This window comes from Pseudomonas sp. ATCC PTA-122608, assembly GCF_001952855.1.
Lineage (GTDB): Bacteria > Pseudomonadota > Gammaproteobacteria > Pseudomonadales > Pseudomonadaceae > Aquipseudomonas.
In genome coordinates this window covers 93747-101181 of sequence record NZ_LPNO01000017.1, presented here as the reverse complement: position 1 = coordinate 101181, position 7435 = coordinate 93747, and the positions used below count along the sequence as shown (strand labels likewise).

The 7435-nt window shown below is 60.7% G+C and carries 7 protein-coding genes; 5 read left to right on the top strand and 2 right to left on the bottom strand.

The genetic code is table 11. The annotated features are described in order from the left end of the window. The first annotated feature begins 343 nt into the window (after positions 1-343). The 5 genes from AU074_RS16975 (at position 344) to moaE (ending at position 4521) form a co-directional block, all read left to right on the top strand. Positions 344-1468, top strand: a complete 1125-nt coding sequence (locus tag AU074_RS16975; protein WP_076015693.1) for a polysaccharide deacetylase family protein — start codon at positions 344-346, stop codon at positions 1466-1468. A gap of 349 nt (positions 1469-1817) precedes the next feature. Beyond that, the gene (locus AU074_RS16970; protein WP_076015692.1) at positions 1818-3212 is read left to right on the top strand and encodes a PhoH family protein; all 1395 of its coding nucleotides are present in this window, start codon (positions 1818-1820) and stop codon (positions 3210-3212) included. A gap of 144 nt (positions 3213-3356) precedes the next feature. Further along, positions 3357-3830 (top strand): cyclic pyranopterin monophosphate synthase MoaC, encoded by a 474-nt coding sequence (gene moaC / locus AU074_RS16965; protein WP_076015691.1) that lies wholly within the window; start codon positions 3357-3359, stop codon positions 3828-3830. Then, on the top strand, positions 3827-4069 hold the full coding sequence (gene moaD / locus AU074_RS16960) for a molybdopterin converting factor subunit 1 (RefSeq protein ID WP_076015690.1): 243 nt from the start codon (positions 3827-3829) through the stop codon (positions 4067-4069). The genes moaC and moaD overlap by 4 nt, the downstream gene beginning before the upstream one ends. Before the next feature lie 2 nt (positions 4070-4071). Next, positions 4072-4521: a molybdopterin synthase catalytic subunit MoaE gene (gene moaE, locus AU074_RS16955; protein WP_076015689.1), complete on the top strand. Its 450-nt coding sequence runs from the start codon at positions 4072-4074 to the stop codon at positions 4519-4521. A 118-nt stretch (positions 4522-4639) separates the two neighbouring features. Here the strand turns inward: moaE and AU074_RS16950 are convergent, their stop codons facing one another. Continuing rightward, a complete protein-coding gene (locus AU074_RS16950) occupies positions 4640-5776 on the bottom strand; it encodes an FAD-binding oxidoreductase (RefSeq protein ID WP_076015688.1) in 1137 nt (378 codons plus the stop codon). 127 nt (positions 5777-5903) lie between these two features. Next, complete coding sequence (gene rhlB, locus AU074_RS16945) at positions 5904-7391, bottom strand: ATP-dependent RNA helicase RhlB (RefSeq protein ID WP_076015687.1); 1488 nt, start codon at positions 7389-7391, stop codon at positions 5904-5906. Positions 7392-7435 lie beyond the last annotated feature (44 nt).

Sequence of the window (7435 nt, the reverse complement as noted above, 5' to 3'; positions counted from 1 at the left end):
GATCTGCTTTTGATCTTGATCTTAGGCGCCCCGTTAAACCACGCTGGCCGAACGCAGGCTTTGGAGCGTGGGTAACCCGGCAGGACGCCGGGTTAGCCGCGCTGGGCCAAGGATGGCCCATCGCGGCGGCCCACGGTCCAAAGCCGGAGTGAGGGCACACCGAGCCCAAGCGAGGTGCCGAGTGGTGGGGCAAGAGCGTTTTGCTTACTTTTGCGCTGTTCAAAAGTGAGCCGCTGTAAGAGCGGAACCATAAGTGGCCGTTACCGCAGCAACGGATATGCACACAAACCAACCCAATGTGATCGGCTATAGTGCCCGACGACTCTGGAAAGGGAGACCCTCCGTGCGAATTGCGCTTTTACTGTCAGCCTGGCTCATCTGCCTGGGCGCCCAAGCCGCCCCGGTGGACGTCGCGACCCTGGACCGCGGCACCTGGCCCGAACGCCTCAGCAACCCCGCCCTGTTCGACGTCGCCTCACGCGCAGAAATCCTGATGTTCGCCCACACCCTGCTGGCCAGCGAATCCCTCGACGAGCCCGCCCTCAAGCAGCGCCTGGGCCTGAAGATCATCAACCTGGCCGCCATCGACGACCTGCGCCGCCAACTGTGGCAACGCCTGTTGGAGAACTACACCTTCGCCCAACAAAGCTGCGAACAGGACGCCTCCTTCTGCTACCTGGTGGAAAACATGGACGACCTGCGCGAACAAGCCACCAAGTTCGAAGTGAGCGACGACTCCTTCTATATAGGCTGGGCCGGCCCCAGCCGCACATTCCACGAACGCTACCTGGATGAACAGTTGCGCAAGGCCGCCCTGTTCCCCCAGATCAGCAGCGAAATCGCACGCTTCGGCGATCACGAACGCAACGGCGACGAACTCAACGACCGGATGTTCCTGCTGACCTTCGACAGCGGCCCGTCCCCCGTGAGCGGCAACACCGACTGGCTCACCGACTACCTGCGCAAACAGAAAATGCACGGCCTTTTCTTCGTGCTCGGCAACAGCCTGCAAACCCGCGTCGAGAAAAGCTCGGCCACCGATGTGCAGGCGCTGTACCAAGGCCAGTGCGTCGGCACCCAGGGCTGGCAATACCGCTCCCATAGCCACTGGGTCGACTGGCAGTCGTCCATCACCCGCAGCGCTTCCCTGGCCCAAAACCTGATGCCGGAAAACTACCTGCCACTGTTCCGCCCACCCTACGGCCAGCGCCGCTCCGACAGCCAAGGCTTCTTCCAGGCACAAGGGCTGCAAGTGGCGTTGTGGGACATCGACTCGGAAGACGAACCCGGCAAGCTCAAGGCTGATGAGTCGGCCAACCGCGTGCTCACGCTGATGCTGCTGTGGCGGCGCGGGGTGATCGTATTCCACGACACCCAGGACAAGGCGCGCATCGCATTACCCTGGCTTTTACACGCCACGGCAGAAAGTGGACTCGGCTGGCAGGATTGCCGCGAAGCGTTTCGCTGAAAAAGCACAAAAAGCCCGGCCCTGTTGGGGCTGAGGTTTTTTAGGGGAGAATTTGGGAGATATTTCGATACAGGCGGACTTCCGACTTTAACGGTGCAATGCCGGCTCGCCTAGTGCTATTCGTCATCCTGAAAAATAAACTTCAAAAAAGCGTCAAAGTGCTTTTTCCTGTCATGTGTTTTGCGGTATTACGAAGACAGACAGCCGAAACCTGCAACACAGGTGGCGTCTTCCAAGACACCTCTTGTGTGCACCGCACTTGACGCCCCTCACGTGCGTTCGACGGTCGAATCGAGGCGCAGCACTGTCGTGGTATTGCGTCGACTGGCTCCCACAAAGGTGACCGAGTATGGATGATCATGGACGTAACCCTTCTTCCGACCAGCCAATCCTTTATGTGCTTGATACCAATGTACTGATTCACGATCCAAACGCACTGCTTAACTTCGAAGAACACCACGTCGCCATCCCGATGATCGTGCTTGAGGAACTCGACAAACTCAAAAGCGGGCACCACAGCGTTGCCGCCGAATGCCGCCAGGCCATCCGCCTGATCGACAAGACCCTCGGCGAAGCCTCCCCCGACGATGTCGAGGTGGGCGTACCGATCCAGCGTGGCAAAAGCGGGCCCAAGGGCTTGCTGTCGATTCTGATGAACAAGCGCGGCGAGCCCAACAGCCTGCTGCCGGAGCATCTGAACGACAACAAAATCATCAACCAATTGATCGACCTGCACGCGCGCGACAAGGACCTGCGCCTGGTGCTGGTGACCAAAGACATCAATATGCGCCTCAAGGCACGAGCGTGTGGGATCGCTGCCGAGGACTACAGTACCGACCAACTGGTCGACGACGTGTCGATGCTGTCTCGTGGTTATCACACCATGACCGGCTCGTTCTGGGATCGCGTCAGCAAGGTTGAAACCCGTCAGGACCATGGCCGCACCTGGCACCAGGTACAGCTGATCGACAACCTGCCGGCTGTGCACATCAACGAATTCATCATCGACGAACAGGGTTTTGTGGGCTGGATCAAAGAGATCCAGGTCGACAAGCTGCTGATCCTCGACCTGCATCAGGAACCGCTGTTGCACCAGGAAGCCTGGGGCCTGAAACCGCGTGATATCTACCAGAGCCTGGCGCTGTATGCCTTGCTTGATCCGGACATCCACCTGGTCAACCTGACCGGCGCCGCAGGCTCGGGGAAAACAATCCTCGCCCTGGCTGCCGCCATCGAACAGACCATGGTTACCAAGCGCTATCGCCGCATCATCGCCACCCGCAGCGTGCAGGGCCTGGACCAGGAAATCGGTTTCCTGCCAGGCACCGAAGCGGAAAAAATGGAGCCGTGGCTGGGGGCGATCACCGACAACCTCGAAGCCTTGCACATGGATGACGAAAATACCCATGGCAGCGTCGACTACATCCTCAGCAAAGTGCCGTTGCAGTTCAAATCCCTCAACTACATTCGAGGTCGCAGCTTCCAGCAAAGCCTGATTTTGATCGATGAATGCCAGAACCTGACGCCGCACCAGATGAAAACCATCATCACCCGTGCGGGCGCCGGTTCCAAAGTGGTGTGCCTGGGTAACCTGGCACAGATCGACACCCCTTACCTGTCCGCGACCAGCTCCGGCCTGACTTACCTGACGGAACGCTTCAAAGACTTCCCGAACGGCGTGCACATCGCGCTGCAAGGGGTACCTCGCTCGATTCTGGCTGAATACGCCGAATCTCACCTGTAACCATTCCTGTAGGAGCGAGCTTGCTCGCGAAGGACGTCAACGAAAACGCGGGGCATCGGGTGCCCCGCGTTGTTCTCTGGTTTTTCGCGAGCAAGCTCGCTCCTGCAGGGTTTACAATCGGGGCTCCTGATCAGGAGTATCCCTGTGCTGACTCATCTCGATTCCCAAGGTCGCGCCCACATGGTCGACGTCACTGAAAAAACCGTGACGTTCCGTGAAGCGGTGGCCGAAGCGCGGGTGCGCATGTTGCCCGAGACCCTGAAAATGATTGTCGACGGCGCCCACCCCAAAGGCGACGTGTTTGCCGTAGCCCGTATCGCCGGGATCCAGGCCGCGAAAAAAACCAGTGATCTGATTCCCCTGTGCCACCCTTTGATGCTCACCGGGGTCAAGGTTGAACTCAGCGCCGATGGCCTGGACGCGGTGCACATCGTCGCCCGTTGCAAACTCTCCGGCCAGACTGGCGTGGAGATGGAAGCGCTGACCGCGGCCAGTGTCGCCGCCCTGACGATCTACGACATGTGCAAGGCCGTGGACCGTGGCATGACCATCGAAAACATTCGGCTGCTGGAAAAACTCGGCGGCAAGAGCGGGCATTTCAAGGCGGACCAGGCATGAGCATTACCGTACTGTTTTTTGCGCGCTACCGCGAAGCCGTGGACCTGGACTCGCTGGAGGTTGAAGGTGAGTTCGCCACGATCGAAGCCGTACGCCAGGCATTGGCGGGCGACCCCGGTTTTGAAGTACTCAACGAAACTGGCTTGATGTGCGCCCGCAACGAGGAGCTGTGCTCGCTGGACGAGCCCCTCGTTGACGGCGATGAAGTGGCGTTCTTCCCGCCCGTGACCGGAGGCTGATCATGGCGATTCGGGTGCAGGCCGAGGCATTTGACCCCGGTGCTGAAGTCAACGCGATGCATGCGGCCAATGTGGGCGTGGGTGCGGTGGTGAGTTTTATTGGCTATGTGCGCGACTTCAATGATGGCCTGGATGTGGCCGGAATGTTCCTCGAACACTATCCGGGCATGACTGAAAAAGCCCTCGGCAAAATCGCCGTGGAGGCCGAACAACGCTGGCCGCTGCTCAAGCTGGAAGTGCTGCACCGCATCGGCGGCCTGGAGCCGGGTGAGCCGATTGTGTTCGTTGCGGCGGCCAGTGCCCATCGCCAGGCGGCGTTCGATGCCTGTGCGTTCATGATGGACTACCTGAAGACGCGGGCGCCGTTCTGGAAGAAGGAAAACACCAGTGAAGGGCCGCGCTGGGTAGAAGGGCGCGACAGCGATCACGCTGCCGCTGACCGCTGGAAATAACGTGTGGCGAGGGAGCTTGCTCCCGCTGGGCTGCGAAGCGGCCCCAAAAAAAGTGGGAGCGCTGCGCACTCCAGCGGGAGCAAGCTCCCTCGCCACAGCAAGCCCCTCGCCACACAGGTCAGGTCGAGGCTTGCAGCCGGTGGGGCGACAGCATCGCTTCGGTCAACCCGAACGCCGCCAATGCATCCGGCAACGGCTTGCCGCGCACCAGCGCCGCACTGGCCTGGCCCATCGCCGGAGACGTCTGGATCCCGTAGCCGCCCTGAGCCGCAATCCAGAACAAACCCTCCACCTGTGGATCGAACCCGCAGACCAGATCACCATCGCTGACGAAACTGCGCAGCCCGGCCCAGGTCCGTGCGGGGCGGCGGATGCTCAGGGTGGTGGCTTCCTCGATGTGATAGATGCCCGTGGCGATGTCCAGCTCTTCCGGCTGCACATCGTGGGGCTCTACCGGGTCGGCATTGGCCGGTGAGCCGAGGAACATGCCCGCATCGGGTTTCATATAGAACGAACCGTCGAGGGCCGCCAGCTCCGGCCATGCGTGAATGTTCAATTCGGCGGGCGGGGCGAAGACGAAGGCGCTGCGACGTTTGGGTTGCAGGCCGATTTTCTGTGCGCCGGCCAACTCACCGATGTGATCGGCCCACGCGCCGGCGGCGTTGATGATCACCGGGGCGCTGAAATGCTGTTGCGCGGTGCGTACCTGCCACACCCCCTGAACGTCGCGGGTCAGTTTCTGCACGTCGTTGTCGGTGTGGATTTCACCGCCATTGCGCCGAATGCCGCGCAGGTAGCCCTGGTACAGCGCATCGGTGTCGATGTCACAGACGGTCGGGTCGTAGATCCCGCCATGGACTTTTTCCCGGCGCAGGATGGGCATCATGGCCATCGACTCTTCGACGTCGAGCAGTCGCGTTTCCGGTACCAGGGCCTTGGCGCTCAGGTACTGGCGCTGCAGCTCATCGGGATCGCCGATCAAGTCCACCAACACTTCACCGCGGGGTGTGAGCAACGGGTGTTCGGCAAAGCCTGTGGGCGGGTGATCAAAGAAGGCGCGGCTGCCGAGGGTGAGGGCGCGTACCTGTGGCGTGCCGTACGCCGCGATGTAGAGGGCGGCGGAGCGGCCGGTGGAGTGGTAGCCCGGCATCGACTCGCGCTCCAGCACAATGACGCGGGCATGTTGTGACAGCCAGTAGCCGGCGGATGCGCCAGCGATGCCACCGCCGATGATGAGGTAGTCGGCCTGGTTCATGTGGGCTCTCCTGTAGGAGCGAGCTTGCTCGCGAAAAACTCTGTGGCACCGCGTTTATCCAGGATGCACGCGTTATCGTTAACGTTTTTCGCGAGCAAGCTCGCTCCTACAGAATGCGGCGTAGTCCTTACGGGCGTTTGCGCTCTACAGGGCGCAACAAATGCGTCGGCGGCGTTTCGCAGCTGATCTTGCGGCCCAGCAAGGTTTCAATCGACGGCAACTGATACGAATCGTCTTCACCGGCAAAGCTGATGGACACGCCCGCAGCGCCCGCACGGCCGGTACGGCCAATCCGGTGCACGTAGTCGTCCGGCACTTCCGGCAGGGTGAAGTTGATCACGTGGCTGATGCCATCGATGTGAATCCCGCGCCCGGCCACGTCGGTGGCCACCAGCACGCGAATCTTGCCTTCGCGGAAACCTTCCAGGGTCTTGATGCGCTTGTGCTGCGGCACGTCGCCTGACAGTTGCGCAGCATTCACGCCATCACGCACCAGGCGTTCTTCGATGCGCCGCACTTCGTCCTTGCGGTTGGCAAACACCATGACCCGCTCCCAACCGTTGTCGTTGATCAGGTTGTAGAGCAGCTTGTATTTGTCGGCGCCGGCCACGGCATAGATGTGCTGTTCGACGTTCTCGCTGGCAACGTTGAGTGCCTCGATCTCGACGATGGACGGGTCAGTGGTCCACTGCTTGGCGAGGTTCATCACGTCTTCGGTGAAGGTCGCGGAGAACAGCAGGGTCTGGCGTTCGTTTTTCGGCGGAGTCTGGCGGATGATCTGACGCACTTGCGGGATGAAACCCATGTCGAGCATGCGGTCGGCTTCGTCCAGCACCATCACTTCGACCATGTCCAGGTGCACGTCGCCGCGCTGGTTGAAGTCGAGCAAGCGACCCGGTGTGGCTACCAGGATGTCGCAGTGACGCGCTTCCAGGTGCTTGAGCTGCTTGTCGAAGTCCATACCACCGACAAACGTCATTACGTTGAGGCCGGTGTATTTGGTCAGGTCGGCGGCGTCCTTGGCGATCTGTACCACCAACTCCCGAGTCGGGGCGATGATCAGGGCGCGTGGCTCACCCATGTAGCGCTCTTTCGGCGGCGGGGTTTCCAGCAGTTGGGTGATGATCGAGATCAGAAACGCTGCGGTCTTGCCGGTACCGGTCTGTGCGCGACCGATGGCGTCTTTGCCAGCGAGGGTGAAGCCCAATACCTGCGCCTGGATCGGCGTGCAGTACGGGAAACCCAGGTCCTGGATGGCGTGCATCAGTTCCGGGGCGAGCTTGAAATCATGAAAGCGGGTTTTGCCTTCCTGGGGCTCGACGGCGAAGTCTTCCAGTTTCCAGGGAATAACCACAGGTTTCGGCGCGCGTTCGCGACGCGGTTTTTCCTGGCGTGGCTCCTGGCGTGGTTGGTCGGCGGCTGGCTCTTCAGCGACGTTAACCGTGGCGGGTGTGGTCACCGGCTCTTTTTTTGGCGAGGCTACAGGTGCGGTCCGGCCAGGCTGCTGGCCGTCATTGCGGCTGCCTTGAACGTGGGCGGGGGCACTGGAACCTGGCGCGAGCTGCTCAGCCTCGCTTTTACCGAACATCTTTTTGAGTGCTTTGAGCACGGTCATCTCATCAATTGGTTAAGGAATGTACGCCGGCCAGTGTAATGCAA

Coding starts and splice junctions, on each gene's coding strand:
- AU074_RS16950 (WP_076015688.1), bottom strand. CDS start 5,776: ATGAACCAGGCCGACTACCTCATCATCGGCGGTGGCATCGCTGGCGCA.
- rhlB (WP_076015687.1), bottom strand. CDS start 7,391: ATGACCGTGCTCAAAGCACTCAAAAAGATGTTCGGTAAAAGCGAGGCT.
- AU074_RS16970 (WP_076015692.1), top strand. CDS start 1,818: ATGGATGATCATGGACGTAACCCTTCTTCCGACCAGCCAATCCTTTAT.
- moaE (WP_076015689.1), top strand. CDS start 4,072: ATGGCGATTCGGGTGCAGGCCGAGGCATTTGACCCCGGTGCTGAAGTC.
- moaD (WP_076015690.1), top strand. CDS start 3,827: ATGAGCATTACCGTACTGTTTTTTGCGCGCTACCGCGAAGCCGTGGAC.